This window comes from Pseudescherichia sp. (assembly GCF_032052675.1).
Classification (GTDB): Bacteria; Pseudomonadota; Gammaproteobacteria; order Enterobacterales; family Enterobacteriaceae; genus Pseudescherichia.
This window is the reverse complement of record NZ_DAMBWA010000015.1, coordinates 89,839-114,025: the sequence shown is the minus strand read 5'-3', so window position 1 is coordinate 114,025 and position 24,187 is coordinate 89,839. Positions and strand designations below refer to the sequence as shown.

The window sequence follows — 24,187 nt, the reverse complement described above, 5'->3', positions numbered from 1 at the left end:
CTTCAGGTGTTAGTGTCCTTAGGATGTGGGGGTTCGAGTCCCCCCCCTCGCACCACTTATCTTGCACTCCCCTGGCACCACCTCTCCTGCTTCACACCATCTTCACACTCATTATCACCAGCACTATTCCGCCAATCAGAGCAATACCCGACGGCAGCAGCACAAAGTGGCGCAGACGCTTGTGGTAGAGCATAGCGGGCGTTAACAGCAGTCCGGGCACAATAACCGCACGCCACGCATCAGCAGAGAGATCGGCACACGCCAGTCCGAGCGCAACGACCCCTGATAATACGAATCCCCACCCGCTTTCCAGCACGCGCTGCAACATGCTTCCATCCCCACGCTGATAATGATAACCAATATCATATGATATGTTTTCTCATTTGTCAGCATCCGGCGCCTGCACTGTGTGAACTTTCTACATCTGTTAATGACAGACATTCATGAAGGTGATAAATTGTGCGCCTCGGAAAAATACATAACAATTTCTACCGCTTTTTCGCGACCTTTTATTCACGCGTTATTTCTCATTTTGCCAACCATAACGTTTTATATATTGCAGATTAATAACGACATTACACATGACAGCACAATCCTGGCATAACCTCTGTAACAAGAAATATCAATTATCGCTGCGATTATTCTTTTTTCTCAATGCCGTCTCGGCCCTCTTTTCCTGGCTGCTGCCCCTAAGCAGCGCGAAGAGCGTGACGCTGCCGCTCGCGCTGCTCTTCATGGCAAGCGTCACGCTGCTGCTGTGGCATAGATGGCAAGCAGAAAAGAAAATAAATATTCCTCTCATCTCGCTCTTATTTGGCTGCCTGTGGGCGTGGCATGTTAGCGTGAAATATTCCGCTGTTGGCCATGAGGATCCGGCTTATCTTTTAACTGCGTTGTTAAGCGTATTATTTATTGGCACTATCGCTTTCTCTAACAATATCAGCGCGTTTATGTTGCATTCGCTGCCAGTAAGCCTGGCCTGCCTCTGGCTGACCGACGGTAGCGCCTGGCTAAGGGTGCTCTACTGCTTCGCTCTGCCGGTGGTCGGGATCACTTTCCAGCATGTTATTCAGCGTCGTAATGATAGCTTTGCCCAGGATCTCATGTACAAGCTGTTGGACGAGCGCAAGACGTTGAACGATTTAAGCATGCTCGATCCGCTGACCGGCCTCTATAATCGCCGCGGCCTGCAAAATAAGATCGATAACCTGCTAATGCACGATGACGGCAGACAGTTCGTGCTGCTGCTGGATATTGATCACTTCAAAGCTTACAACGACCACTACGGCCATATGATGGGGGACCAGGCGCTGATCCGCGTCTCTGCGGCCATCCGTGACGCGGTGCGCTCCCGGGATATCGTTGCCCGCTTCGGTGGTGAAGAGTTTATGATCTTGCTGAGCGATGTCGATCTGGAGCACGCCCGGACCACTGCCGAGCGCATTCGCCAGCAGGTTTTCGATCTCAAGATCCCGCATATGTTCAATGAGAGCGTGGCAACCAACGTCACGGTAAGCATCGGTATTGCTCCCCTGCTGAACGAAGATATTGAGGATGCGTTAGGCAAAGCGGATAAAGCGCTGTACGAAGCGAAGCATCTGGGCCGCAACCATATTCTGGTCAGCGGCGACCTGCAGATGGCGTAAACAAAAAACAGGCGGGCATTTTGCGACAAAAATGTTGCGCTTGTTCCTGCTGGTGGTTAGGATTGGCAATCATTATCATTTAGATTCCGGTCTAATCTCCTATGGCGCAACGTTCCGAACTGCTGGCAACCGATCTTATCTGGCGAACGCCGCTGCACAGCGCTGCGCCAACGCTTGCCGATGCTGTACGCGAAACGATGTCCAGCCAGCGTCCGCACATGCTGGAGATTATCCGCCTCGATGAGCCACCGCCGCATCAGGCCATGACCCTGGCCCAGTGGCAGCGCCCCGCCGCGCTGCGTACGCTGCTGGCTGACTACTCCGATCATATCTACCGCAACCAGCCGCACCTGCCGCGCGAGGGGAAACCGCTTATTTCGCTGTGGGCGCAGTGGTACCTTGGCCTGCTGGTTCCGCCGCTGATGCTGGCCCTGCTGGCGCACGACACGGCGCTGGATGTCTCCCCGGAACATTTTCATGTTGAGTTCCATGAGACAGGCCGCGCGGCCTGCTTCTGGACCGACGTGCATGCCGATCGCTACACCACGCTGTTGGACGATCGCGGACGCATTGAGAAGCTGATCGTCTCGGCGATGCTGCCAGTAGTCCAGGCGCTGGAGGCCACCGGTGAGATCAACGGCAAGCTCATCTGGAGCAACACGGGTTATCTCATCAACTGGTATCTGAACGAGATGAAGCCGCTGCTCGGTGATGCCAGAGTCAGCGCCCTCCGCCAGCTCTGCTTCTTCGATAAAACGCTGGCGAACGGCATGGATAACCCACTCTGGCGCACCGTCGTGCTGCGTGAAGGCGTGCTGACGCGTCGTACCTGCTGTCAGCGCTACCGCCTGCCGGATGTCCAGCAGTGCGGCGACTGTACGCTTAAATAACCCCTACGCGATCTGCTGACTCTCACCCTCTGTACGCTGTGACTCCTGTGCTTCCTGCTCCAGGAGCTGCTTCTCGTAGACCTTAAAGAACGGGAAGTAGATCACCGCAGAGACCGCCGCCAGCACAACCACCAGGATGGCCGCCCGATAGTCCCAGCCCAGAGCCCAGGCCGCCCCAATCGGTGCCGGTGCGGTCCAGGGGACCACGGCAATCACCCGGCCAATCAGATCCATCTTCATTGCACCCCAGGCGATCACCGAGTTGACCAGCGGCGCGAGCAGGAAGGGAATGAAAAAGACCGGGTTCATCACGATGGGCGTACCGAAGATAACCGGCTCGTTGATGTTAAAGAAGCTGGGGACAATGCTGAGCCGACCGATAGATCGCAGGTGTACGGATCGGCTGCGCAGATAGCAGATCACCAGCCCCATTGTCGCCCCGGAACCCCCGACCACGATAAAGAACGTCCAGAATGCTTCCATAAAGATGTGCGGCAGCGGCGCACCCTGGGCCAGCGCGGTCTGGTTCATCCCCAGGTTGGTTAACCAGAACATCTGCAGCATGCCGGAGACGATAGCCGCCCCGTGGATACCGGCGAACCACAGCAGGTGACCAATCAGCACCGCCAGCAGGATAGCAGGCAGCGAATCCGCGGCGGCCACCAGAGGCTTAAACAGGGCCATAATGGCCTGCGGGATCAGTACCGAGAACTCCGACTGAATAAACAGGCTCAGCGGGTAGAGCGTCAGTACCACTACCAGCACCGGGATCAGCAGATCAAACGAATTTTTGATCATTGGCGGAACCTGATCCGGCAGGCGGATACCTATGTTGCGCGCTTTCAAGAAGCGCATCATCTCCACACAGTAGATAGCGACCAGGATAGCGGTAAAGATCCCGGTGCCCCCCAAACTATGCACCGGCAGCGCGCTCTCGGTTTTTGGTGCGGCAACCAGCAGAAAGGCCATCAGCGAAAGCATGGCACACATGAAGGGATCGAGCTGGTGTGACTTGACGTAGTGCTTACCCAGGTTATAGGCGATGGCGGCACAGATGTAGATCGACATGATCCCCATCGTCATGTCAAACGGCGTGAGGATCCGCCCCTCATACTGCTTTGCCAGATCGAGCCAGCCACGAGCAAAGCCCCAGGTGGTATCCGGTGAGAAGGGGGGATAGGCGAAAATGAGCAAGAAGGATCCGACAATCATAAAGGGCATTGCCGAGATAAAACCATCACGAATTGCCATCACATGGCGCTGGGCAGAGATGCGTCCGGCGATGGGGCTGACATAGTTTTCAACAAAACGGAAGATCAGGTTAAACGCAGCGTGGTTGGCAGACATTTTGGCTCTCCGGTCAGGCGAAAGATGGAATGGCAAAATGAGTATCAGTCTGCGATCTGTACTGTGCAACCGGTTACTGTAACCGGTTTCCATGATTGTGAAGAGGATCGATAATCGGCCTATCCCACTGTGAATAACCAGGATTTACCTCACAGTCAGGCCGGTATCCGTCGTTGGGGTGCCGTGGGATCGTTCAGTGTTTTTTGCATCTGTATAAGAATGTCCGCAGCATAGAGCAGCTCTGCATCGGTGCGTACACCCAATTTCACCATAAGACTAAGCTTATAGGCGCGAATGAGTTTGATATTGCGTCTGGAGTAGTGGGCAATATCCGTAGTCGAGTAGCCCTCAGTGGTATAGTAAATAATGTCGCGCTCCGCCTGGCTTAGCATCCGGTCATAGCTGTAGTACCAGAGGTTGAGCACGATATCATTTAGCGGTTGGCTATCGTTAAGCCACTTCCACAGCTGCTCTTGCAGCATCTCCAGCGGTGTTGTTTTGCTGATAATACCGTGCGGTGTGGTTGGTGAAAAACGGCTTATCAGCCGCTGCTCCATCTCATTTCCGGCCAGCACAATGCGCTGCCTGTCGGGGTAGTGCCTCTCCATATGGTTCAGCGCTTTAAGACATGCTAACCGCTGTGCTCTGATACCCGATAGCGAGTAGATCAGCGAAATGAAAGGCGTCCACACCATTGCGCTGAGAAACGTAGAGTAATCTTTAAAAAAATGAAACTGAAAGCGTTCGTCCGCCGTTTGGGAAAATAGCTGCTTTAGACCAATCTCACTTATGGCACATTGTTCAATAATGGCAACGTGTTTTCTTGTTCCGCTGTTTTCCATTTTCCATCATCTCCGTACGTTTTATTTAAATTCAGTATACTCGCGCCCTGACTGCTATTAATCCACGCAAATAATTCAGCATTACTGCGTAAAGAGAGGCGTCGCATGGCGCTATTTTTTTGCGCGCTAACCGTTTTATTGCTCTTTTTGAGCATGGCTGCAATTTGATTAATACCCCATCCTTTACTAATAAGTCGTAATACCTGTCGCTCTGAATAAGTTAAAGATACTGGAAGTGCGTTTTCACTCTCGGTTTCGTAAACATGAGGAGACAATAGCGCCTCGCTCACTCTCCCCGCGCGACGGCTACCGCTACGGATTGCATTAATAATACCGTCAATAGGCTCCATACTCGAAAGCAGCGTACTCTCCGAACGTAAAAGGAGCTCGACTGCCATCGGGTAAATTTGCAGGGGAACCATAAAAATCCAATGAGTTTCAGTAAGATGAACCATCATCGCGGCGTATTCCCTGCAGGCACTGCGCGCCTTATGCAGATCGTTGGTCAGATCGACAATGACGATGCTTGCGCGCTGTAGCAAAGAGAAATTCGTCTCCTGTTGGGTTGCGCAGCAGATCACTTCATACTCATGAAGTGAGTCTTCCATAATAGCGACAAGGCCTCGCTGTATTATTGGCGCTCGGCTTATTACTACGGCGCACCTGTATTTTTCTGGCAACATATCACCTCCGCTTCCATTCGTGAACTCTGGGTTATTCATTCATTTGGATAAGGTTTATGAATAAATCAATAACTCTATAAATCTTTACATGACATACGTTCCGTAGGCTAAGCCCAGGATATAATTTATTTGTTACTCTTTTATCATACAGAGGATATCCACCCCTTAAAGGAGGGTTCTTTTATCCCTACGCTAATATTGCACATCTTCGTTAAAAAAAATAATGGCTGACACGTTAAAAAATTACAATATAGAGTAAGCAAATTTAAATATATACATAGCATGAATAATAAAAGAGATGTCTAAAGGCTGAGCGAGGGATGGGCGCGGATCAAATAGTGACGCTCACGATAAATTGATTTATTAGCTAAATATTGATCTATCACAGCACCGGGCGGGTAGCACATTGTGTTAAAAATAGGTTTTCTATTTCGCCACATTGGCATAGTGCTACGCGACCAGGGCAACTCATGCAAGCAGATCGGGATAAACAGCGGGCCGTAACGCGACTGTGCATTCAGTGCGGTCTTCTCTTATTACAGCACGGCGCAGAGAGCGCGCTGGTGGAGGAGCTCTCTACCCGGCTCGGCCTGGCGCTGGGAATGGACAGCGTTGAAAGCGCCATCGCCGCGAACGCCATTGTGCTCACCACCATTCAGGACGGACAATGTCTGACCTCCACGCGCAAAAACAGCGACCGGGGGATCAACATGCATGTGGTCACCCAGGTGCAACACATCGTCATCATGACCGAACATAATTTGCTGGATGAGAGAGACGTAGAAAGGCGCTTTAACCAGATTAAGCCGCTGCGCTACCCGCGCTGGCTGGTGACGCTGGTTGTTGGTCTCTCCTGCGCCTGTTTCTGCAAACTGAACAACGGCGGCTGGGATGGTGCGGTCATCACCTTCTGCGCCAGCAGCGTGGCGATGTACGTGCGCCTGACGCTGGCCCAGCGGCATCTGCATCCGCAAATCAACTTCTGCCTGACGGCCTTTGTCGCCACTACCGTTTCAGGACTGCTGCTCACCCTGCCCGCCTTTGCCCGAACGCCAACGGTCGCGATGGCGGCCAGCGTCCTGCTGCTGGTTCCCGGCTTTCCGCTGATTAACGCCGTCGCCGACATGTTTAAAGGCCATATTAATACCGGACTGGCGCGCTGGGCCATCGCAAGCCTGCTGACGCTGGCTACCTGTATCGGGGTAGTGATGGCCATGACGCTATGGGGGCTACGCGGATGGGTATGATCGATTTTCTGCTGGCGCTGGCGCAGGACATGATCCTGGCGGCCATTCCCGCCGTTGGCTTTGCTATGGTCTTTAACGTGCCGCAGCGCGCCCTGCCCTGGTGCGCGCTGTTGGGCGCCATCGGCCACGGTGCGCGGATGGTGATGATGACCAGCGGCATCAACGCCGAATGGTCCACTTTCGTTGCCGCCATGCTGGTTGGCTGCATTGGCATCCGCTGGTCACGCTGGTATCTTGCCCACCCTAAGGTCTTTACCGTCGCAGCGGTGATCCCGATGTTTCCAGGCATCTCGGCCTACACGGCGATGATCTCTGCGGTCAAGATAGGCCATTTTGGCTATAGCGAAGCGATGATGATCCTGCTGCTGACTAACTTCCTGAAAGCGACGTCAATTGTTGCAGCGCTCTCCATCGGCCTGTCGGTGCCAGGATTATGGATCTACCGTAAGCGCCCCCGCGTTTGAAGTTTGTGTTCTGCCTGCGCCGTGGTAATAATCCCTGTTCCTGTTGCGGCCAAAAAGAGGCGGATGTGAAGCACGACGGCGTGTATTTACCGGAGAAACTGGACGAGTCCAGCCTGAAGGACAAAATTTTCACCAGTGCCATTGAACTGTTTGCCGAGTATGGCCTGAACGGTGCCCGAATGGAGCAGATCGCCGAGAAGGCGGGCACCACTAAACGGATGGTGGTTTATCACTTTAAAACCAAAGAGAACCTCTATCTGCAGGTACTTGAGTACGTGTATACCCAGATCCGCGCCAGCGAAACGCGGCTCAACCTGACGCGCCTGCCGCCGGTAGAGGCGATGGTGGAACTGGTGGAGAGCACCTTCGACTATCACGCTGCGCATCCCGATTTTATTCGCATTATCTGTATGGAGAACATGCAGCGCGGGCGCTATATGCAGCAGTCGGCGTATCTGCGCAAGGTTAACCGCAGCGCGCTGACCCTGCTGGAGGATATTCTACAGCGCGGCCAGCAAAAGCAGCTCTTCAGCCGCAGCGTTAACGCGCGCGACGTTCACCGATTGATGAGCAGCTTCAGCTTCCACTATGTGGCCAACAGCTACACCTTTACCCTGCTGTTTGAAGAGGACGCGGATAGTCAGGCCCAGCAGGCACACTACCGTGCAATGGCGGTGCAGGTGGTATTGCGCTATGTGTGTCCCTAAGGGATCGACGCGCGTCACAAAAATATAACTTGCAATTAAATCGTGCACTATCTATATTCATCTCATGAAGACGAAATCGACGGCTCCGGCGGATGCGCCGCTGGCCCTGAATAACCAGCTCTGCTTTGCGCTCTACTCCGCAAACCTGGCGCTGAACAAACTCTACCGGCAGCTGCTGGCTCCGTTAGGCCTCACCTACCCGCAATACCTGGTGATGCTGGTACTGTGGGAGCGGGACGATATCACCGTGTCAGAGATTGGCGAGCAGCTGTTTCTCGACTCTGCCACCCTGACGCCGCTGCTGAAGCGTCTGGAGAGCGCCGGGCTGATTGTTCGCCAGCGCTCGCGCCAGGACGAACGCCAGGTGGCCGTCACCCTGACCGAATCGGGACGGGCGCTGCATGAGAAGGCGCTCACTATTCCGGAATCGGTACGCTGCGCCGCGGCGTGCGATACCGATTCACTGGCCGCTCTTCAGCACGAGCTGGAGACGCTGCGCCACCAGCTCCACAAAGCATAGATTTTACAAAGCATAGATTTTATAAGGTATAGCGCCGTCCCTGACGGCCTTATGCGTAACATATAAATAGCGCACTATTTTATAGTGAATATATCGATAACAGCGAAAGTAAGGAACCTGCCATGTCTTTAGAAAAAGTCGTTTACACCGCAAAAGCCAAAGCAACCGGTGGCCGTGACGGCCGCGCCACCTCTTCTGATGGCGTGCTGGACGTGCAGCTGGGCGTGCCGAAAGAGATGGGCGGCATGGGCGGTAACGTCACTAACCCGGAGCAGCTGTTTGCGGCTGGCTACTCCGCCTGCTTCCTCGGTGCGATGAAGTTTGTCTCCTCCCGCGACAAAATCGCGATGCCAAAAGAGGCCTTTGTTGAAGGCGAAGTGGGTATCGGGCCGTTGCCGACCGGTTTTGGTATCGAAGCTAAGCTGAATATCCACCTGCCGGGTATGGACGCGGCTGAAGCGCAGAAGCTGGTCGATGCAGCGCATATCGTCTGCCCTTACTCCAACGCCACCCGCAACAACATCGACGTGACGCTGAATATCATCGCCTGATAGTTAGCAAGGCCGGGCGGCCCAGCGCTTGCCCGGCCTATAAAAGCGCCCCCTCTCTGTGCTACTATGAGCACATATCACCCGCGGATCTTTCCGCTCTGTTTTTAGCTTGAGATAGCGCTATGTCTTCCAGAATCCTCTCCACCAATGTCATCGGTATCGACGCGTTTATGCACGATCACGCCCGCGTCCTGACCCAGTCCCGTGAGGGGACGGTGGCCGTTTTTGCTGATAACGCTCCGGCGTTTTATGCCCTGACGCCCGCGCGCCTGGCACAGCTGCTGGAACTGGAAGCCCGATTGCAGCGCCCGGCCAGCGATATTGCGCTCGATCAGCAGTTCTTTAGCGAGCCGCCCGACGCACCACCCAGCGTGCCGATGGGGAAATTCCCCATGTACGCAGGCTGGCAGCCGGACGCCGATTTTCAGCGCCTTGCCGCCCTGTGGGGGATCGGCCTGAGCCAGCCCGTTACCCACGAGGAGCTGGCCTCGTTTGTCACCTACTGGCAGGCCGAGGGTAAGGTGTTCCACCATATGCAGTGGCAGCAGAAGCTGGCCCGCAGCGTGCAGATTGGCCGCGGCGCGGTTAAGCGCGAGCGTGATATCAATGTCTTTTCACAGCCGGATACAGAGATTCCCCAAGGATTTCGAGGTGCTAAATGAAAGATGTCGGCGAAATGATGAAGCGTTTGCAAAAGATGATGCCTGCCCATGTGAAACCGGCGTTTACCACCGGCGAAGAGCTGCTGGCCTGGCAAAAAGAGCAGGGTGAGATCCGCTCGGCAGCGATTGCCCGGGAAAACCGGGCGATGAAGATGCAGCGCACCTTTAACCGCTCTGGCATCCGTCCTCTGCATCAGAACTGCTCTTTTGAAAACTATAAGGTCGAAAACGAAGGGCAGATGAACGCCCTGAGCCAGGCGCGTCAGTACGTTGAGGAGTTTGACGGCAACATCGCCAGCTTTATCTTCTCCGGTAAGCCCGGTACCGGCAAAAACCATCTTGCGGCGGCTATCTGCAACGAGCTGTTGCTGCGCGGGAAGTCGGTGCTGATTATCACCGTGGCCGACATTATGTCCGCCATGAAGAATACTTTCACTAACCGTGAAACGACCGAAGAACAGCTCCTGAACGATCTTAGCAATGTAGATCTGTTAGTTATCGACGAAATTGGCGTTCAAACCGAATCGCGCTATGAAAAAGTGATCATTAATCAGATTGTCGATCGCCGCTCCTCCTCCAAGCGTCCGACGGGTATGCTGACGAACCACAACATTGAGCAAATGACGCGACTGCTCGGCGAACGCGTGATGGATCGTATGAAGTTGGGCGATAGTCTGTACATTATCTTCGACTGGGATAGCTACCGTAGCCGTGTCACCGGCAAAGAGTATTAAGAGCTTTCCTGGCGCAGCCTGCCGGGTGTCCCGTTATATACTGACGCGACTTATCCTGACGGGTTATACCATATGAAATCAGCTAAACGTTTACTGTGCAGCGTCGCGATCGCCAGCGCCCTGCTCTCTTCCCTCTCTCACGCCGCTACCTGGCAGGAGCAACTGAATAGCGCAGCGACCCAGCTGAGCCAGAACGCAGGTTCCACCACCTCAAACCAGCAGAGTGGCACCTCGCTCTCCGCCCTTGGCGGCCTGCTGAACGGCGGTAACCAGGCGCTGAGCGCCGATACCATGAATAATGCCGCGGGCATCATGGGATACTGTGCCAAAAACAAGCTGGCTTCGGTAACCAGCGCGGAGAATATCAAAAGTCAGGTGCTGGAGAAGCTGGGCCTGAGCGCGCCGGAGCAGAAGGAAGACACCAACTTCCTCGAAGGTCTTCAGGGGATGCTGAATACCAAAGATGGCGAGCAGCTTAACCTGAACAATATCGGCAGCACGCCGCTGGCGGAGAAGGTGAAAACCAAAGCCTGCGACCTGGTGCTGAAGCAGGGCATGAACTTCCTCTCCTGATTATGACACCTTAGCGCGTCTGCTCACCCTGCAAGGCAGGCGCGTCTCCCCTTCGAAATGAGACATCGCTCATAAAACCCCCCTCTCTAAACCTTTTCTTAATAGAATGTAGTGAGTGTGACGCTAGAATTGCAGCTATGTGAATTCGCCATTACAGTGTTTTCCCTGCACCATTCCGGCTGCTGCTATTGAGGATCGACCGTTGTCTGAATTTCTCTCTCTTGTCCTGTTTATTGCCTCGATAGCTATCTACTCTCTGAAGGCAGGCCGCAATACCTGGTGGTTTACCGCTATCCTTGCCGTGCTGGGCCTGTTTGTGGTGCTTAATATTGCCCTCTACGCCAGCGACTACTTTACCGGCGATGGCATTAACGACGCGGTGCTCTATACCATCACCAATAGCCTGACCGGCGCCGGCGTGAGCAAGTATATTCTGCCGGGCGCGGCACTGGTTGTTGGCCTGCTGGCGCTCTTTTTTGCTCTCGGCTGGATCCTGCGCCGTCGTCGCCATCATCCGCTGCACGTCGGCTATAGCCTGCTGGCACTGCTGCTGGCCCTGGGTTCGGTGGATGCCAGCCCGGCTTTCCGGCAGATCACCGAGCTGGTTAAGTCCCAGTCTCGGGCGGGGGATCCGGACTTCGCGGTCTGGTATAAAGAGCCCGCAAAAAGCATTCCGCAGCCGGCCCTTAACCTGGTCTATATCTATGGCGAGAGCCTGGAGCGCACCTACTTTGATAACGATGCCTTTCCTGGCCTGACGCCGGAGCTGGGCGCCCTGAAAAATGAGGGGCTGGATTTTACCCACACCGCGCAGCTGCCGGGCACCGACTACACCATTGCCGGGATGGTCGCCTCCCAGTGCGGCATTCCGCTGTTTGCGCCCTTCGAGGGTAACGCCTCGGCCTCGATGTCGAGCTTCTTCCCGCACAACCTCTGCCTCGGCGATATCCTGAAGAACTCCGGGTATGAGAACCACTTCGTGCAGGGGGCAAACCTGCGCTTTGCCGGGAAAGATGTGTTTTTAAAATCCCACGGCTTTGACCACCTTATTGGTGCCGAGGAGCTGAAAGGCCGCGTCGCCGATCCGACCTACCGCAACGACTGGGGCTTCTACGACGACACCGTGCTGGACGAGGTATGGCAGCAGTATCAGCAGCTCTCTCAGAGCGGCAAGCGCTTCTCGCTCTTTGCTCTGACTGTGGATACCCATCACCCGGACGGCTTTGTCTCGCGCAGCTGTGAACGGAAAAGCTACACCATCGACGGGAAAGCGAACCAGTCCTTTAGCGCGGTCACCTGCAGCCAGCAGCATATCGCCGCGCTGATCAACAAGATCAAAGCCTCACCGTGGTTTAAAGATACGGTGATTGTGGTCTCCTCCGATCATCTGGCGATGAATAACACCGCCTGGAAGTACCTTAGCAAGCAGGATCGTAACAACCTCTTCTTTGTTCTACGTGGCGACCAGCCTGCCCAGGACGTCATCGGGCTGAAACGCAACACGATGGATAACGGCGCCACGGTGCTGGATATTCTCGGCGGGGATAACTTCCTCGGCCTCGGACGCAGCAGCCTCTCCGGTCAGTCGCTCTCCCAGTCGTTCCTGAACATGAAGGAGAAGGTGCTGGCGTGGAAGCCGGATATCATTCGCCTGTGGAACTTCCCGAAAGAGATGAAGGCGTTTACCGTCGAGCGCGACAAGGAGATGATCGCCTTCTCCGGCAGTCGTTTCCGCCTGCCGCTGCTGATCCGGGTCTCGGACCAGCGCATAGAGCCGCTGCCGGAGAGCGAGTACTCCGCGCCGCTGCGCTTCCAGCTCGCCGACTTTGCGCCACGGGATAATTTTGTCTGGGTAGATCGCTGCTACAAGATGGCGCAGATGTGGGCCCAACAGCTGGCGCTCTCTACCGACTGGTGCGTATCCCAGGGCCAGCTGGGCGGTCAGCAAAGGGTGCAGCACGTCGACAGCGCGCAGTGGCAAGGCAAAACCGCGTTTAAAGATACGGTCATCGACACCGCGCGCTATCAGCGCAACGTGGATATGCTCAAAGTGGTGGATAACGATGTTCGCTACAAGGCGGACAGCTTTATCTTCAACGTGGCGGGCGCCCCGGAAGAGGTGAAGCAGTTCAGCGGCATCTCACGCCCGGAGAGCTGGGGCCGCTGGTCCAACGCGCAGCTCGGTGATGAAGTGAAGATTGAGTACAACGCGCCGCTGCCGGAGAGTTTCGATCTGGTGATTACTGCTAAAGCCTATGGCCCGAACGCCAATAAGCCGATCCCGGTGCGGGTAGGTGATAGTGAGCAGACACTAACTTTAGGCAACGAGATCTCTACCACTACGCTGCGGTTCCATAATCCGTCCCGCAGCAATACGCTGACCATTGTGCCGCCGGATCCGCAGTCAACGAACGAAGGGAATATCCTCGGCCACTCGCCGCGCAAGTTAGGGATTGGGATGGTGGAGATTAAGGTGGTAAAAACCGAGGGCTAGAGGCCCCCGGTTGGGTAGGATCGTAACGTAGGCCGGGTAAGCGCAGCGCCACCCGGCGTTATTACAACTTAGAAGGTTTCCCAGTTATCACCCGCGTCGGCGACGGCTGGTTTACGGGTTGCCAGCGGCGCTGAGGCTTTGGCGATGATAGCCTGGTCGCGGGCCTCTTTACGCTGATCCTGCATAATGCGGAACACCGCTACCGCCTGGGTCAGACGGCTCGCCTGCTCTTCCAGCGCGGCTGCCGCTGCGGCAGACTCCTGCACCAGCGAGGCGTTCTGCTGGGTGACGCGATCCATCTCGGCAACCGCCAGACCCACCTGGTCGATACCGCGGCTCTGCTCGTCGGAAGCAGAGGCGATTTCGCCCATGATGTCTGTTACGCGGGTAACCGCATTGACGATCTCGTCCATCGTCTCACCGGCGCTCTCTACCAGCGTTGAGCCAAGCTCTACGCGGCCTACGGAGTCTTCGATCAGGCTCTTGATTTCGCGAGCGGCCTGGGCGCTGCGCTGGGCCAGGTTACGCACTTCCCCTGCGACCACCGCAAAACCACGGCCCTGTTCACCGGCACGCGCTGCTTCTACCGCGGCGTTCAGCGCCAGGATGTTGGTCTGGAACGCGATGCCGTCGATCACGCTGATGATGTCAGCGATTTTCTGCGAGCTACCGGCGATGTCGCGCATGGTCTGCACCACGTTATCCACCACTTTACCGCCTTTCTGCGCGGTCTCAGAGGCGCTGAGCGCCAGATGGCTCGCCTGGCGGGCGTTTTCGGCGTTCTGCTTCACGGTCGCAGTCAGCTCTTCCATGCTCGCAGCGGTCTCTTCCAGAGAGGCAGCCTGCTGCTCGGTACGGGAGGAGAGATCGTTGTTGCCCATCGCGATTTCGCTTGCGCCACTGTAGATCTCGTTCGCACCGGTACGTACGGTACCTACGGTACGCATCAGCTCGCCCTGCATGTGGCGCAGGCTTTCCGCCAGCTGACCCATTTCGTTAGCGCCGTGCACGTCAATCTTCTGCACCAGATCGCCACCGGCGATATGGCGGATGCTCTCCACCAGACGGTTAAGCGGGGAGATCAGCACGTTTTTGATGCCGAACCAGACGGCAACGATCACCGCCAGCACTGCCAGCAGGACGCCAATAATGATCCAGATAGCCATGCTGTAGGAGCTGTTGTTGTCTGCAACGGCGAGATCGTACAGCTTGTCATTCTGCTGCAGGAACTCAACGTACTGCTTCTCGAATCCATCCTGATAGCCCTGGGTCGGCTGATCGAAGAATTCGTTGATTTTGCCTGCGCCCAGCAGCTGGATAAGCTCAGCCAGCGCACCGTGATAGATATCGTACTGGCGCTTGATCTCCTGGGTTAAGGCTTCGTTCTGACGCGGATCGTGCGGCAGCGTCTGATACTCATTCCAGTGCAGCTCCGCCTGCTTCAGGGAGGCGCTGGCAGTCTGCATCAGCTCGGCGACGGTGGTGCCGCTGCCGATGTTGTTCTGATCCATCATGTAGCGGATCCCGGCACGGTTAAGCGTGTTACGGGTCTGCAGCAGGGCAACCCAGCTGCCGTTGAGCGTAGACTGCTGCTCACGGATGGTTTGCAGAACGGTGAAGTTATCTTTGTCGTGTTTCAGCGCACTGAAGAACAGTCCGCCGGAGGTGATTTGTAACAGGCCAAATAGTGCAAGGACTAGAAGTAAACTGGTCACAATTTTGATACGGTTTAACATGTTTTCTCATTCCTTTAGAGGGATAACAGATTTTCGGCCTGGAACAGGAAAACTTTACCGAATAGTTGTGCGTCACGCCGTGGTCAGGCCTGCTGGTTGAGCGTTGAGCCAGTGATCCGCATCACACTCTTTTTCCCGTTCACGCCCCGTTAAAACCGCTTATCGCTCTCCAGCGACCGCTTACCCCTCACATTCAACCGCTCGGCCACTTATTGCCCGTTTTCTACCCGCCGTTTGCCATGATCCTCAGGGAAAATTTATCAATTTAACGCCTCCTACTCCTGTAATCTTTTTCATATAGCCAGGTCTGATATGGATAATAAAAAGCTACTCAAGCACATACCCTGGATGATCCTCGGGATCATCGGTGCTTTCTGTCTGGCGGTTGTCGCCTTACGGCGGGGTGAAAACGTAAGCGCCCTGTGGATCGTCGTCGCGTCGGTCTCTGTTTACCTCGTTGCTTACCGCTACTACAGCCTCTACATCGCGCAGAAGGTCATGAAGCTCGACCCGACCCGCGCCACCCCGGCGGTCATTAACAATGACGGCCTGAACTACGTCCCGACCAACCGTAACGTGCTGTTTGGCCACCACTTTGCCGCTATCGCCGGGGCAGGCCCGCTGGTCGGCCCGGTGCTGGCCGCGCAGATGGGCTACCTGCCCGGTACGCTCTGGCTGCTGGCAGGCGTGGTGCTGGCCGGTGCGGTGCAGGACTTTATGGTGCTGTTTATCTCCTCCCGCCGTAACGGTGCTTCTCTCGGGGAGATGATCAAAGAGGAGATGGGTCCGGTGCCGGGTACTATCGCCCTCTTCGGCTGCTTCCTGATCATGATCATCATCCTCGCCGTACTGGCGCTGATCGTCGTTAAGGCGCTGGCAGAAAGCCCGTGGGGCGTCTTCACCGTCTGCTCCACCGTGCCGATCGCGCTGTTTATGGGGATCTACATGCGATTTCTGCGCCCGGGCCGCGTGGGCGAAGTGTCGGTGATTGGTATCGTGCTGCTGGTGGCGTCCATCTACTTCGGCGGCGTGATTGCGGCCGACCCGTACTGGGGCCCGGCGCTGACCTTTAAAGACACCACCATCACCTTTACGCTGATTGGCTATGCGTTTGTCTCCGCCCTGCTGCCGGTGTGGCTGATCCTCGCCCCGCGTGACTACCTGGCGACCTTCCTGAAGATCGGCGTTATTGTCGGCCTGGCGATTGGCATCGTGATCCTCAACCCAGAGCTGAAGATGCCGGCCCTGACCCAGTACATTGACGGTACCGGTCCGCTGTGGAAAGGCGCGCTCTTCCCGTTCCTGTTTATCACCATCGCCTGCGGGGCCGTCTCTGGCTTCCATGCGCTGATCGCCTCCGGTACCACACCGAAGCTGCTGGCCTGTGAAACCGACGCCCGCTTTATCGGCTACGGCGCGATGCTGATGGAGTCTTTCGTGGCGATTATGGCGCTGGTGGCGGCCTCGATTATCGAGCCGGGCCTCTACTTCGCCATGAACACCCCGCCTGCCGGTCTGGGTATCGTGATGCCGAATCTGCATGAGCTGGGCGGCGCGAACGCCCCGGCGATCATGGCGCAGCTGCAAGACGTCACTGCCCATGCGGCCGCTACGGTCAGCTCCTGGGGCTTTGTCATCACTCCCGATCAGATCCTGCAAACCGCGAAGGATATCGGCGAGCCGTCCGTGCTGAACCGCGCCGGCGGGGCGCCAACGCTGGCAGTCGGTATTGCCCACGTGTTCCACAAAATTCTGCCGTGGGCGGACATGGGCTTCTGGTACCACTTCGGCATTCTGTTCGAAGCGCTGTTTATCCTGACCGCGCTGGATGCCGGGACCCGCTCCGGCCGCTTTATGCTGCAGGATCTGCTGGGTAACTTTGTGCCGTTCCTGAAGAAAACCGACTCTCTGGTAGCGGGCATTGTCGGTACCGCAGGCTGCGTCGGCCTCTGGGGCTACCTGCTCTATCAGGGCGTGGTCGATCCGCTGGGCGGCGTGAAGAGCCTGTGGCCGCTGTTCGGCATCTCCAACCAGATGCTGGCCGCCGTGGCGCTGGTGCTGGGTACCGTGGTGCTGATTAAGATGCAACGCACCAAATACATCTGGGTCACCGTGGTTCCGGCGGTCTGGCTGCTGATCTGCACCACCTGGGCGCTGGGGCTGAAGCTGTTCAGCGACAACCCGCAGATGGAAGGCTTCTTCTATATGGCGAACCAGTACAAAGCACGTATTGCCGCCGGTGGCGAGCTGACCGCGCAGGAAGTGGCAAACATGAACCACATCGTGGTGAACAACTACACCAACGCCGGTCTGAGCATCCTCTTCCTGGTGGTGGTGTACAGCATCATCTTCTACGGTTTCAAAACCTGGATGAAGACCCGCAACAGCACGATCCGTACGGATAAAGAGACGCCGTACGTGCCGGTGCCGCAAGGTGGCGTGAAGACCTCTTCACACCATTAATCGAACGTAACGGAACGCCGGGTGGCGCTGCGCTTATCCGGCCTACGTTTTTCGGCCCGGCAATCTTGCCGGGCTTTTGTAATTTCTGGATGGCATTATGTTTGGTAACTTAGGCGAAGCAAAAAAGTATCTCGGCCAGGCCGCGAAAATGCTGATTGGAATTCCTGACTATGATAACTACGTCGAGCATATGAAGACCAATCATCCGGACAAGCCCTACATGACCTATAACGAGTTCTTCCGCGAGCGACAGGAAGCACGCTATGGCAGCGGCGGAAGCAGCTGCTGTTAGGAGACACTATGACACCCATTGCAGTAACGCTTCTGACCGGTTTTCTTGGCGCAGGCAAAACCACCCTGCTGCGCCACATCCTCAACGAGCAGCACGGCTATAAAATAGCGGTCATTGAGAACGAGTTTGGCGAAGTCTCCGTAGATGACCAGCTGATTGGCGATCGCGCCACGCAGATCAAAACCCTGACCAACGGCTGCATCTGCTGCTCCCGCTCCAACGAGCTGGAGAGCGCCCTGCTGGATCTGCTCGACGGCCTCGACCGGGGCGATATCGCCTTTGACCGGCTGGTGATCGAGTGCACCGGCATGGCCGATCCCGGCCCGATTATCCAGACCTTCTTCTCCCATGAGATCCTCTGCCAGCGCTACCTGCTGGACGGCGTCATTGCCCTGGTAGATGCGGTGCATGCCGACGGGCAGATGAATCAGTTCACCCTTGCCCAGTCGCAGGTGGGCTACGCCGACCGTATTCTGCTGACCAAAACCGACGTGGCAGGCAGCGCCGAGGCCCTGCGCGAGCGGCTCCAGCGCATCAACGCCCGGGCACCGATCTACACCGTCACCCACGGCGACATCGATCTGGCACTGCTGTTTAATACCAACGGCTTTATGCTGGAGGAGAACGTGGTGCCGGCGACGCCGCGCTTCCACTTTATGGCGGACAAGCAGAACGCTATTTCGTCTATTGTGGTAGAGCTGGACTACCCGGTAGAGATTAGCGCGGTCTCCCGGGTGATGGAGAATCTGCTGCTCAGCTTTGCCGACAGGCTGCTGCGCTACAAGGGGATGCTGTGGATCGACGGCGAACCCAACCGCCTGCTGTTTCAGGGCGTACAGCGCCTCTACAGCGCCGACTGGGATCGTCCGTGGGATGACGAGCCGCCGCACAGCACGCTGGTGTTTATCGGCGTCCAGCTGCCGGAGGAGGAGATCCGGGCGGCATTTGCTGAGTTGAAAACCCAGTGACCCGGGATATTCCGCAAACCTTCTGGCGCTCGCCGCTGCTGCCGGGGGTGGAGCTACGCTCCACCTGGCAGAGCCGCCAGGCATATAAGACGCACAGCCACACTCAGCTGTCGATCGGTGCCATTGTGGAAGGGCAAACCCGCTGCGTCTGCAACGGTGAAACCTGGCTGCTCTCGCCGGGAGATCTGATCATCATCCCCGCGCATGCCCCGCACAGCTGCAATCCAGTGGACGGACAGCCTCGCAGTTACCATATGCTCTACATCGAAACGGATTTTCAGCCCGCGCCGCAGATCGTGCGGAGCGGATCCCTGTTCCGTCACTATATACAAGCCATTGAGAACCTCTCTTCTCAGGCAATCGAGACGCTGCTCGCCGCGCTTCCCACAGAGCCCGTTCAGCCTGCAACGCTGCGCCCTACCAGCCTGCAGCTGCAGGAAACGCTGCTTGAAAACCTGATGATTCCGCCCTCACTGGATGCGCTGGCCCACCGGTTTTCCCTATGCAAAGAGACGCTGATCCGCACCTTTAAGCAGGATATTGGCCTGACGCCCATCACCTTTCTCAATAGCGCCCGAATTGAGTTTGCCAAAACGCACCTGCGTGCCGGGGCGGCTATTGCCGATGTTGGCTACCAGAGCGGCTTTGCCGATCAGAGCCACTTCCATAAGACCTTTGTCAGCTATACCGCAGCTACCCCGCGCCAGTACGCCACGGGCCGATCAATATCTGACAATAATTAATGCCCCATACGCCGTAGGATGGCCTCAGGTTTACTCTCTGAGGCCGCTATGGATCTGTTACATACCCTGTTTCCCGCCGCGTTTGCCATGCTGGCGCTGTCGCACTTTGTCGCCCTGCTCAGCCCCGGCCCGGACTTCTTTCTGCTAACGGGCTACGCTATCCGCTACCGCCTGCGCGGCAGCATCGGGCTGTGCGTCGGTATCGCCGCGGGCAACGCGGTCTATATCGTGCTGGCGATTATCGGATGGAGCGAGCTACGGCGCTCGCCCCTGCTGTTTTCCCTGATCGAAGTGGCCGGGGCAGCGTATCTGCTGTGGATCGGCAGCCATCTGATTCGCAGCAGGCCGGGCAACCTGGCGCTGCAGGGAGTCGATGCTGGCCGCCCGTCGCTGGTGAAGCAGCTGCTGATGGGGCTGGCTTCGGCGCTACTCAACCCGAAAAACGCCCTCTTCTACCTGGCGCTGATGGCCTCGCTGCTGGGGTCCAACGTTACGCTGCTCCAGCAGTCGGTAAGCGGCATCTGGATGGTGAGCGTGGTGCTGATGTGGGATCTGCTGGTGGTGATGCTGATTGGTTTGCCGCCGGTGCAAAAACGCCTCTCGGCGGCGGTGGTCGTTATCGAGCGTATCGCCGGTGCGGTGCTGATGGGGTTTGGATTATGGATTTTAGCCACGTGGTTTTTTGCCGAACCCTGGGCCCGGCAAGCGTAAATTCCGCTGGCTACGGCGCTACTCCACTTCCCCCCGCCGTAGCCCAATATCTTTTAGCTGCGCATCGCTCATTTTTTGCAGAGTACGCTGTGCCTGATTGCGCAGATGCCATTTTTTGATCGCTCGCCAGAGGATAACAAAGCCGATAAAGGGTCTTTTACCTCTGTTTTCATGAAATTCCATTCTCTGCCTCCTCGCGTTGACTGAAGCTTTATTTTCAGCGAGAGAGGCATAAACAATACAGACTCACAAAACGATTTTCTTTTCCATACAGATCGGCTAAAACGGTATCTGAACAGCGCTATTAACGCGGATCTGTACTGATTTTTTTATCTGTATGGCAAACAGAAAGGATACAGCATGGCACGTTACCAACTTCTGGCGAGTCTGTTAGCCGAGCGTATTGAGCAAGGCCTGTACCGGCATGGAGAAAAACTCCCCTCGGTACGCAGCCTGAGCCAGGAGCATGGCGTGAGCATCAGTACCGTTCAGCAGGCATACCAGACCCTCGAAACACGGCAGCTTATTACTCCGCAGCCGCGATCCGGCTACTTTGTGGCGCCGCGTAAGGTCCAGCCGCCGGTGCCGCCGATGTCGCGGCCGGTACAGCGTCCGGTAGAGATCACCCAGTGGGATCAGGTGATTGATATGCTGAAGGGCCACAGGGATAAAGAGATTGTTCCCTTCAGCAGCGGCGCGCCCGATATTGAGCAGCCCAGCCTGCAGCCGCTCTGGCGCGAGCTAAAACGGCTGGTGCAGCATAACCTTGACGACGTTCTTGGCTATGACTCCCTCACCGGTCGTGTGGAGCTGCGGGAGCAGATCGCCCGCCTGATGTTAGACGGCGGCTCCGTGGTGAGAGCGGAGGATATTATCATCACCAGCGGTAGCCAGAGTGGGCTATCGCTTGCCCTTTTGGCGGTGTGTCAGCCTGGCGATATCATCGCTATCGAATCCCCCACCTATTACGGCACCATGCAGCTTCTGCGCAGCCTGGGTTTTAAGGTCATCGAGATACCGACCGATCCGGAAACGGGTATGAGCGTGGAGGCGCTGGAGCTGGCCCTTGCCCAGTGGCCAATCAAGGGGATCATTACCGTGCCGAACTGTAATAACCCTCTTGGGTTTATCATGCCGGACGCGCGTAAACGGGCGATCCTCGCCCTTGCCCAAAGCCACGACATCGCGATCTTTGAAGATGATGTCTATGGCGAACTGGCGACTGACTACCCCCGTCCACGGACGATCCACTCCTGGGACATTGATGGCCGGGTCATACTGTGCAGCTCTTTTACCAAAACTGTTGCGCCGGGCCTGCGCGTTGGCTGGATTGTGCCTGGCCGCTACCACGATCGCTTTTTGCAGATGAAGTACGCCGTGCTGGGTAGCAATGTTCCGGTAACCCAGCTGGCGGCGGCAAGCTTTATCAAAGAGGGCCATTATCATCGCCATATCAGACGGATGCGCCATCTCTATCAGCGCAATATGGAGATCTATACCTGCTGGGTGCGGGAATATTTCCCGGAGGGGATCTGCATTACCCGCCCGAAAGGGGGCTTCATGCTGTGGGTCGAGCTGCCGGAACTTGTCGACATGGTGTGTGTGGCTAAGCAGCTGTGCCGGTTAAAAATCCAGGTTGCGCCAGGATCGCTGTTTTCGGCATCAGGCAAATATCGCAACTGCGTGCGCATCAACTGCGCATTACCGCCAAACGAGAAGCATCAGGCGGTGATGGAAAAACTGGGCAACGCGGTGAAAGTGGCGATGGAGTAGTCCCCTCCCAGGCGGGAGGGGCGTTATTATTTACTGAGGCTATTTGCTCACAACGACCAGCTTCTGGTTCACGAACTCTTTGATCCCCAGATCCGACAGCTCGCGGCCAAAGCCGGAGCGCTTGACGCCGCCGAACGGCAGCTCCGGTGCGGTATCGGTCAGGGAGTTGATGTAAACCATCCCGGTCTCAATCCGTGACGCCAGCGCTTTCGCCCGGTCGATATTCTGGCTAAAGATGGAACCGCCCAGGCCGTAGTTTGAGTCGTTCGCCAGCTTCACCACTTCGTCGTCATCTTTCACCACGTAGATCTGCGCTACCGGGCCGAAAAACTCTTCGAAATAGGCCGGATTGTCGCGGGTGATGTGGGTCAGGATCGTCGGCTCAAAGAAGTTACCCTCACGCTCAACGGGCTTACCGCCAAGATGCAGCTTCGCGCCGTTTTTCACCGCCTCGTTAACCTGTTTGGTCAGGGTCTCCAGTGCGTCCTTCGATGACAGCGGACCCAGCGTGGTGGACTCATCCATCGGATCGCCAATCTTCACCTGGCGGAAGGCCGCAGTGTATTTCTCGAGGAACTTATCGGCGATCCCCTCCTGGACAATAAAACGCTTCGCGGCGGTACAGACCTGCCCGGCGTTTTGCAGACGCGCCGTGACGCCCACCTCAACGGCTTTATCCAGGTCGCTGTCGTCCAGCACCACAAACACATCGTTACCGCCCAGCTCCAGGGTCGCTTTTTTCAGCTTTTTGGCCGCCTGCGCCGCGACTGCGCTGCCCGCCGTTTCAGAGCCGGTCAGCGCCACGCCCTGAACGCGATCGTCGGCAATGATAGTGGAGACCTGATCCGAAGAGATAAACAGGTTCGTGTAGGCACCGTCCGGGGCGCCCGCCTCCCGTACCAGCTGCTCAAAGGCTTCGGCACAGTGCGGCACGATGCTGGCGTGTTTAACGATGATCGGGTTACCGGCGGCGAGATTTGGCGCCAGAACGCGCATCAGCTGATAGTAAGGGAAGTTCCACGGCTCCACCGCCATCAGCACGCCGATGGGGTGATGCTCAACCCAGGCGTCGCCCAGATCGGAGTTGTATTTAACCGGTGCAAGGAAGGTTTTCGCGTTATCGGCGTAGTAGCGCGCAATGTTGGCGCAGAGTTTGACTTCGCCACGGCTCTGCTCAATCAGTTTGCCCATCTCCTGGGTGGCGATTTTCGCCAGCTCTTCTGAACGCTCCTCCAGCAGATTGGCAAGCTTAAGCAGGACAGGGAGACGCTTCCCGATATCGCCCTTCGACCATGAGGAGTGGTATAGCGCATCCGCTTTTTTCAGCGCTGCCTCGACATCCGCATCAGTATGGGACGGATACTCTTTAACAAGCTGATTTGTGAATGGATTCACTGTCTGATAGGCCATCTCAAATACCTCCTGGTTAGCAGTAAAAGATGCTGATAAGGTTAATAAGGGTAGTTGAAATGCGTGACGGCGCATGGATTATCCGGCATAAACGGACGGTTCCGAGACCCCTGCGAAGTAGAGAATAGCTCAGCGTTTGCGCGATGCGAGGTTCACCTTCTACGCTTAACCACATGGATAAAATTACTGACTAACATCAGGAGAGATCATGAGCGAAGCGACTATTCGTGGTATGGACCATATCGGCATTACCGTACCGGACATCAAGCAGGCCACCACCTTCTTCTGCGCCGCCCTGGGCGCTGAGCTGCTCTATGAGTCCGTCTCGCCCGGCCAGGAGATCGATCAGAACGCCCAGCAGCACACGCTGCGCCTTGCCCCAGGTACGCAAGTGAAAGCGGTAAGAATGCTGAAGCTGCACAACGGTCCGGGCATCGAGCTGTTTGAGATGCAGGGGCCAGATCAGGATCGCCCCCCACGGGCCAGTGACTATGGCTTACAGCACTTTGCGGTCTACACCGATAACATCGAGCAGGCAACGCAGCGCTTCGAAGAGGCTGGCGGCAAGATGTTCACCGAACCCAAACCGCTTACTTTCCCTACCGAGTACGGCGACGGCAATCAGTTCTGCTACGGCAGCACGCCCTGGGGCGGCATCATTGAATTTATCTCGCGTCCCTCACCGATGCCCTACGAGAAAGAGACCCCTTCACGGCGCTGGAAACCCTGAT

The 24,187-nt window shown here is 56.4% G+C and carries 25 protein-coding genes; 18 read left to right on the top strand and 7 right to left on the bottom strand.

Going from position 1 to position 24,187, the window contains the following annotated elements; genetic code table 11:
- Positions 1-91: 91 nt before the first annotated feature.
- Positions 92-328 carry a DUF1435 domain-containing protein gene (locus RTX96_RS17920; RefSeq protein WP_141092907.1) on the bottom strand — a complete coding sequence of 79 codons (237 nt, stop codon included), beginning with the start codon at positions 326-328 and terminating at the stop codon, positions 92-94.
- Positions 329-581: 253 nt separating this feature from the next.
- On the opposite strand from RTX96_RS17920, the gene RTX96_RS17915 reads away from it, so the two are divergent.
- Positions 582-1,646, top strand: coding sequence for a GGDEF domain-containing protein (locus RTX96_RS17915; protein WP_312671709.1), 1,065 nt, complete (start codon positions 582-584; stop codon positions 1,644-1,646).
- A gap of 101 nt (positions 1,647-1,747) precedes the next feature.
- Positions 1,748-2,536: a siderophore-iron reductase FhuF gene (gene fhuF / locus RTX96_RS17910; RefSeq protein WP_312269766.1), complete on the top strand. Its 789-nt coding sequence runs from the start codon at positions 1,748-1,750 to the stop codon at positions 2,534-2,536.
- 3 nt (positions 2,537-2,539) lie between these two features.
- Here the strand turns inward: fhuF and RTX96_RS17905 are convergent, their stop codons facing one another.
- From RTX96_RS17905 to RTX96_RS17895, 3 genes are all read right to left on the bottom strand, one after another.
- Positions 2,540-3,883 (bottom strand): PTS sugar transporter subunit IIC, encoded by a 1,344-nt coding sequence (locus RTX96_RS17905; protein ID WP_103818511.1) that lies wholly within the window; start codon positions 3,881-3,883, stop codon positions 2,540-2,542.
- Positions 3,884-4,038: 155 nt separating this feature from the next.
- Positions 4,039-4,725 carry a DNA-binding transcriptional activator BglJ gene (bglJ, locus tag RTX96_RS17900; protein WP_312671708.1) on the bottom strand — a complete coding sequence of 229 codons (687 nt, stop codon included), beginning with the start codon at positions 4,723-4,725 and terminating at the stop codon, positions 4,039-4,041.
- Positions 4,671-5,408 carry a helix-turn-helix domain-containing protein gene (locus tag RTX96_RS17895; protein WP_103818513.1) on the bottom strand — a complete coding sequence of 246 codons (738 nt, stop codon included), beginning with the start codon at positions 5,406-5,408 and terminating at the stop codon, positions 4,671-4,673. The genes bglJ and RTX96_RS17895 overlap by 55 nt, the downstream gene beginning before the upstream one ends.
- Positions 5,409-5,878: 470 nt before the next feature.
- Here RTX96_RS17895 and RTX96_RS17890 point away from each other — a divergent pair, with 470 nt between their 5' ends.
- The 9 genes from RTX96_RS17890 (at position 5,879) to opgB (ending at position 13,360) form a co-directional block, all read left to right on the top strand.
- Positions 5,879-6,655, top strand: coding sequence for a threonine/serine exporter ThrE family protein (locus RTX96_RS17890; RefSeq protein ID WP_103818514.1), 777 nt, complete (start codon positions 5,879-5,881; stop codon positions 6,653-6,655).
- Entirely contained in the window at positions 6,646-7,119 is a 474-nt protein-coding gene (locus tag RTX96_RS17885; protein WP_103818515.1) for a threonine/serine exporter, read from the top strand. Before RTX96_RS17890 ends, RTX96_RS17885 begins: the two co-directional genes overlap by 10 nt.
- Before the next feature lie 65 nt (positions 7,120-7,184).
- Complete coding sequence (locus tag RTX96_RS17880) at positions 7,185-7,826, top strand: TetR family transcriptional regulator (protein ID WP_312671707.1); 642 nt, start codon at positions 7,185-7,187, stop codon at positions 7,824-7,826.
- A 64-nt stretch (positions 7,827-7,890) separates the two neighbouring features.
- A complete protein-coding gene (locus RTX96_RS17875) occupies positions 7,891-8,346 on the top strand; it encodes a MarR family winged helix-turn-helix transcriptional regulator (protein ID WP_103818516.1) in 456 nt (151 codons plus the stop codon).
- Positions 8,347-8,468: 122 nt separating this feature from the next.
- Positions 8,469-8,897, top strand: a complete 429-nt coding sequence (locus RTX96_RS17870) for an organic hydroperoxide resistance protein (RefSeq protein ID WP_103818517.1) — start codon at positions 8,469-8,471, stop codon at positions 8,895-8,897.
- A 122-nt stretch (positions 8,898-9,019) separates the two neighbouring features.
- Positions 9,020-9,559: a primosomal protein DnaT gene (dnaT, locus tag RTX96_RS17865; protein ID WP_103818518.1), complete on the top strand. Its 540-nt coding sequence runs from the start codon at positions 9,020-9,022 to the stop codon at positions 9,557-9,559.
- Positions 9,556-10,293, top strand: coding sequence for a DNA replication protein DnaC (gene dnaC / locus RTX96_RS17860; RefSeq protein ID WP_312671706.1), 738 nt, complete (start codon positions 9,556-9,558; stop codon positions 10,291-10,293). Before dnaT ends, dnaC begins: the two co-directional genes overlap by 4 nt.
- 72 nt (positions 10,294-10,365) lie before the next feature.
- Complete coding sequence (locus RTX96_RS17855; RefSeq protein WP_103818520.1) at positions 10,366-10,866, top strand: DUF2501 domain-containing protein; 501 nt, start codon at positions 10,366-10,368, stop codon at positions 10,864-10,866.
- 202 nt (positions 10,867-11,068) lie between these two features.
- Positions 11,069-13,360: a phosphatidylglycerol--membrane-oligosaccharide glycerophosphotransferase gene (gene opgB / locus RTX96_RS17850; protein WP_312671705.1), complete on the top strand. Its 2,292-nt coding sequence runs from the start codon at positions 11,069-11,071 to the stop codon at positions 13,358-13,360.
- A 68-nt stretch (positions 13,361-13,428) separates the two neighbouring features.
- Here opgB and tsr read toward each other — a convergent pair whose 3' ends face one another.
- Positions 13,429-15,096 (bottom strand): methyl-accepting chemotaxis protein, encoded by a 1,668-nt coding sequence (gene tsr / locus RTX96_RS17845; protein WP_103818522.1) that lies wholly within the window; start codon positions 15,094-15,096, stop codon positions 13,429-13,431.
- A gap of 312 nt (positions 15,097-15,408) precedes the next feature.
- Between tsr and RTX96_RS17840 the strand changes: the two genes are divergently transcribed.
- The 5 genes from RTX96_RS17840 to RTX96_RS17820 all read left to right on the top strand — a co-directional run bounded on the left by RTX96_RS17840 (position 15,409) and on the right by RTX96_RS17820 (position 20,273).
- Positions 15,409-17,559 carry a carbon starvation CstA family protein gene (locus RTX96_RS17840; protein ID WP_312671704.1) on the top strand — a complete coding sequence of 717 codons (2,151 nt, stop codon included), beginning with the start codon at positions 15,409-15,411 and terminating at the stop codon, positions 17,557-17,559.
- 97 nt (positions 17,560-17,656) lie between these two features.
- The gene (locus RTX96_RS17835) at positions 17,657-17,851 is read left to right on the top strand and encodes a YbdD/YjiX family protein (RefSeq protein ID WP_042388298.1); all 195 of its coding nucleotides are present in this window, start codon (positions 17,657-17,659) and stop codon (positions 17,849-17,851) included.
- An 8-nt stretch (positions 17,852-17,859) separates the two neighbouring features.
- Positions 17,860-18,819, top strand: a complete 960-nt coding sequence (gene yjiA, locus RTX96_RS17830) for a GTPase (protein ID WP_312671703.1) — start codon at positions 17,860-17,862, stop codon at positions 18,817-18,819.
- Positions 18,816-19,562 (top strand): AraC family transcriptional regulator, encoded by a 747-nt coding sequence (locus RTX96_RS17825; RefSeq protein WP_312671702.1) that lies wholly within the window; start codon positions 18,816-18,818, stop codon positions 19,560-19,562. Before yjiA ends, RTX96_RS17825 begins: the two co-directional genes overlap by 4 nt.
- Before the next feature lie 48 nt (positions 19,563-19,610).
- Entirely contained in the window at positions 19,611-20,273 is a 663-nt protein-coding gene (locus tag RTX96_RS17820; protein ID WP_312269753.1) for a LysE family translocator, read from the top strand.
- An 18-nt stretch (positions 20,274-20,291) separates the two neighbouring features.
- Here RTX96_RS17820 and RTX96_RS17815 read toward each other — a convergent pair whose 3' ends face one another.
- Complete coding sequence (locus tag RTX96_RS17815) at positions 20,292-20,456, bottom strand: DUF1127 domain-containing protein (RefSeq protein ID WP_103818527.1); 165 nt, start codon at positions 20,454-20,456, stop codon at positions 20,292-20,294.
- A gap of 177 nt (positions 20,457-20,633) precedes the next feature.
- Here RTX96_RS17815 and RTX96_RS17810 point away from each other — a divergent pair, with 177 nt between their 5' ends.
- On the top strand, positions 20,634-22,046 hold the full coding sequence (locus tag RTX96_RS17810; RefSeq protein ID WP_312671701.1) for a PLP-dependent aminotransferase family protein: 1,413 nt from the start codon (positions 20,634-20,636) through the stop codon (positions 22,044-22,046).
- Between the two features lie 39 nt (positions 22,047-22,085).
- Here RTX96_RS17810 and RTX96_RS17805 read toward each other — a convergent pair whose 3' ends face one another.
- On the bottom strand, positions 22,086-23,456 hold the full coding sequence (locus RTX96_RS17805) for an NAD-dependent succinate-semialdehyde dehydrogenase (protein ID WP_312671700.1): 1,371 nt from the start codon (positions 23,454-23,456) through the stop codon (positions 22,086-22,088).
- 208 nt (positions 23,457-23,664) lie between these two features.
- Between RTX96_RS17805 and RTX96_RS17800 the strand changes: the two genes are divergently transcribed.
- Positions 23,665-24,186 carry a VOC family protein gene (locus RTX96_RS17800; protein WP_312671699.1) on the top strand — a complete coding sequence of 174 codons (522 nt, stop codon included), beginning with the start codon at positions 23,665-23,667 and terminating at the stop codon, positions 24,184-24,186.
- The last annotated feature ends 1 nt before the right edge of the window (position 24,187 follow it).

Bases quoted from the DNA above. Each gene is read 5' to 3' on its own strand.
- RTX96_RS17920 (WP_141092907.1), bottom strand. From the start codon at position 328: ATGTTGCAGCGCGTGCTGGAAAGCGGGTGGGGATTCGTATTATCAGGG.
- RTX96_RS17915 (WP_312671709.1), top strand. From the start codon at position 582: ATGACAGCACAATCCTGGCATAACCTCTGTAACAAGAAATATCAATTA.
- fhuF (WP_312269766.1), top strand. From the start codon at position 1,748: ATGGCGCAACGTTCCGAACTGCTGGCAACCGATCTTATCTGGCGAACG.
- RTX96_RS17905 (WP_103818511.1), bottom strand. From the start codon at position 3,883: ATGTCTGCCAACCACGCTGCGTTTAACCTGATCTTCCGTTTTGTTGAA.
- bglJ (WP_312671708.1), bottom strand. From the start codon at position 4,725: ATGGAAAACAGCGGAACAAGAAAACACGTTGCCATTATTGAACAATGT.
- RTX96_RS17895 (WP_103818513.1), bottom strand. From the start codon at position 5,408: ATGTTGCCAGAAAAATACAGGTGCGCCGTAGTAATAAGCCGAGCGCCA.
- RTX96_RS17890 (WP_103818514.1), top strand. From the start codon at position 5,879: ATGCAAGCAGATCGGGATAAACAGCGGGCCGTAACGCGACTGTGCATT.
- RTX96_RS17885 (WP_103818515.1), top strand. From the start codon at position 6,646: ATGGGTATGATCGATTTTCTGCTGGCGCTGGCGCAGGACATGATCCTG.
- RTX96_RS17875 (WP_103818516.1), top strand. From the start codon at position 7,891: ATGAAGACGAAATCGACGGCTCCGGCGGATGCGCCGCTGGCCCTGAAT.
- RTX96_RS17870 (WP_103818517.1), top strand. From the start codon at position 8,469: ATGTCTTTAGAAAAAGTCGTTTACACCGCAAAAGCCAAAGCAACCGGT.
- dnaT (WP_103818518.1), top strand. From the start codon at position 9,020: ATGTCTTCCAGAATCCTCTCCACCAATGTCATCGGTATCGACGCGTTT.
- dnaC (WP_312671706.1), top strand. From the start codon at position 9,556: ATGAAAGATGTCGGCGAAATGATGAAGCGTTTGCAAAAGATGATGCCT.
- RTX96_RS17855 (WP_103818520.1), top strand. From the start codon at position 10,366: ATGAAATCAGCTAAACGTTTACTGTGCAGCGTCGCGATCGCCAGCGCC.
- tsr (WP_103818522.1), bottom strand. From the start codon at position 15,096: ATGTTAAACCGTATCAAAATTGTGACCAGTTTACTTCTAGTCCTTGCA.
- RTX96_RS17840 (WP_312671704.1), top strand. From the start codon at position 15,409: ATGGATAATAAAAAGCTACTCAAGCACATACCCTGGATGATCCTCGGG.
- RTX96_RS17835 (WP_042388298.1), top strand. From the start codon at position 17,657: ATGTTTGGTAACTTAGGCGAAGCAAAAAAGTATCTCGGCCAGGCCGCG.
- yjiA (WP_312671703.1), top strand. From the start codon at position 17,860: ATGACACCCATTGCAGTAACGCTTCTGACCGGTTTTCTTGGCGCAGGC.
- RTX96_RS17820 (WP_312269753.1), top strand. From the start codon at position 19,611: ATGGATCTGTTACATACCCTGTTTCCCGCCGCGTTTGCCATGCTGGCG.
- RTX96_RS17815 (WP_103818527.1), bottom strand. From the start codon at position 20,456: ATGGAATTTCATGAAAACAGAGGTAAAAGACCCTTTATCGGCTTTGTT.
- RTX96_RS17810 (WP_312671701.1), top strand. From the start codon at position 20,634: ATGGCACGTTACCAACTTCTGGCGAGTCTGTTAGCCGAGCGTATTGAG.
- RTX96_RS17805 (WP_312671700.1), bottom strand. From the start codon at position 23,456: ATGGCCTATCAGACAGTGAATCCATTCACAAATCAGCTTGTTAAAGAG.
- RTX96_RS17800 (WP_312671699.1), top strand. From the start codon at position 23,665: ATGAGCGAAGCGACTATTCGTGGTATGGACCATATCGGCATTACCGTA.